The sequence below is a fragment of the Staphylococcus sp. HMSC062A01 genome (genome assembly GCF_001836805.1).
Lineage (GTDB): Bacteria > Bacillota > Bacilli > Staphylococcales > Staphylococcaceae > Staphylococcus > Staphylococcus haemolyticus.
On record NZ_KV830606.1, the window covers coordinates 1 to 2398 of the forward strand.

Genomic DNA, 2398 nt, shown 5'->3' on the forward strand with positions numbered 1-2398 from the left:
AAAAAGCTTGAATTCATAAAATATAATCGCTAGTGTTCGAAAGAACACTCACAAGATTAATAACAGGTTTTCGACTTGAACTTTTAAAGAAATCGTTTTTAGATAATGAGTTGAGTTTATTTAAAGCGCAGTTTACTTTTGTAAATGAGCATTTAAATGAATGAAAACGAAGCAATATGAGAACGATTGACTAAAAGTTTGGTGGAAACATAGATTAAGTTATTAAGGGCGCACGGTGGATGCCTTGGCACTAGAAGCCGACGAAGGACGTTACTAACGACGATATGCTTTGGGTAGCTGTAAGTAAGCGTTGATCCAGAGATTTCCGAATGGGGGAACCCAGCACGAGTTATGTCGTGTTATCGACAAGTGAATTCATAGCTTGTCAGAAGGCAGACCCGGAGAACTGAAACATCTTAGTACCCGGAGGAAGAGAAAGAAAAATCGATTCCCTGAGTAGCGGCGAGCGAAACGGGAAGAGCCCAAACCAATAAGCTTGCTTATTGGGGTTGTAGGACACTCTATGCGGAGTTACAAAGGAATATGTTAGACGAATCATCTGGAAAGTTGAATCAAAGAAGGTAATAATCCTGTAGTTGAAAATATATTCTCTCTTGAGTGGATCCTGAGTACGACGGAGCACGTGAAATTCCGTCGGAATCTGGGAGGACCATCTCCTAAGGCTAAATACTCTCTAGTGACCGATAGTGAACCAGTACCGTGAGGGAAAGGTGAAAAGTACCCCGGAAGGGGAGTGAAAGAGAACTTGAAACCGTGTGCTTACAAGTAGTCAGAGCCCGTTAATGGGTGATGGCGTGCCTTTTGTAGAATGAACCGGCGAGTTACGATCTGATGCAAGGTTAAGCAGGAAATGTGGAGCCGTAGCGAAAGCGAGTCTGAATAGGGCGTTGAGTATTTGGTCGTAGACCCGAAACCAGGTGATCTACCCATGGTCAGGTTGAAGTTCAGGTAACACTGAATGGAGGACCGAACCGACTTACGTTGAAAAGTGAGCGGATGAACTGTGGGTAGCGGAGAAATTCCAATCGAACTTGGAGATAGCTGGTTCTCTCCGAAATAGCTTTAGGGCTAGCCTCAAGTGATGATTATTGGAGGTAGAGCACTGTTTGGACGAGGGGCCCCTCTCGGGTTACCGAATTCAGACAAACTCCGAATGCCAATTAATTTAACTTGGGAGTCAGAACATGGGTGATAAGGTCCGTGTTCGAAAGGGAAACAGCCCAGACCACCAGCTAAGGTCCCAAAATATATGTTAAGTGGAAAAGGATGTGGCGTTGCCCAGACAACTAGGATGTTGGCTTAGAAGCAGCCATCATTTAAAGAGTGCGTAATAGCTCACTAGTCGAGTGACACTGCGCCGAAAATGTACCGGGGCTAAACATATTACCGAAGCTGTGGATTGTCCGTAGGACAATGGTAGGAGAGCGTTCTAAGGGCGTTGAAGCATGATCGCAAGGACATGTGGAGCGCTTAGAAGTGAGAATGCCGGTGTGAGTAGCGAAAGACGGGTGAGAATCCCGTCCACCGATTGACTAAGGTTTCCAGAGGAAGGCTCGTCCGCTCTGGGTTAGTCGGGTCCTAAGCTGAGGCCGACAGGCGTAGGCGATGGATAACAGGTTGATATTCCTGTACCACCTAGCATCGTTTTAATCGATGGGGGGACGCAGTAGGATAGGCGAAGCGTACGATTGGATTGTACGTCTAAGCAGTGAGATTGAGTGTTAGGCAAATCCGGCACTCTTAAGATTGAGCTGTGATGGGGAGAGGAAATTGTTTCCTCGAGTCGTTGATTTCACACTGCCGAGAAAAGCCTCTAGATAGATAATAGGTGCCCGTACCGCAAACCGACACAGGTAGTCAAGATGAGAATTCTAAGGTGAGCGAGCGAACTCTCGTTAAGGAACTCGGCAAAATGACCCCGTAACTTCGGGAGAAGGGGTGCTCTTTAGGGTGCAAGCCCAGAAGAGCCGCAGTGAATAGGCCCAAGCGACTGTTTATCAAAAACACAGGTCTCTGCTAAACCGTAAGGTGATGTATAGGGGCTGACGCCTGCCCGGTGCTGGAAGGTTAAGAGGAGTGGTTAGCTTCTGCGAAGCTACGAATCGAAGCCCCAGTAAACGGCGGCCGTAACTATAACGGTCCTAAGGTAGCGAAATTCCTTGTCGGGTAAGTTCCGACCCGCACGAAAGGCGTAACGATTTGGGCACTGTCTCAACGAGAGACTCGGTGAAATCATAGTACCTGTGAAGATGCAGGTTACCCGCGACAGGACGGAAAGACCCCGTGGAGCTTTACTGTAGCCTGATATTGAAATTCGGCACAGCTTGTACAGGATAGGTAGGAGCCTTTGAAACGTGAGCGCTAGCTTACGTGGAGG

The 2398-nt window shown here is 47.3% G+C and carries 1 rRNA gene; it reads left to right on the forward strand.

The window, feature by feature from the left end:
* Positions 1-212: 212 nt before the first annotated feature.
* Positions 213-2398: ribosomal RNA gene (locus tag HMPREF2715_RS02885) — 23S ribosomal RNA — on the forward strand; the annotation flags it as partial.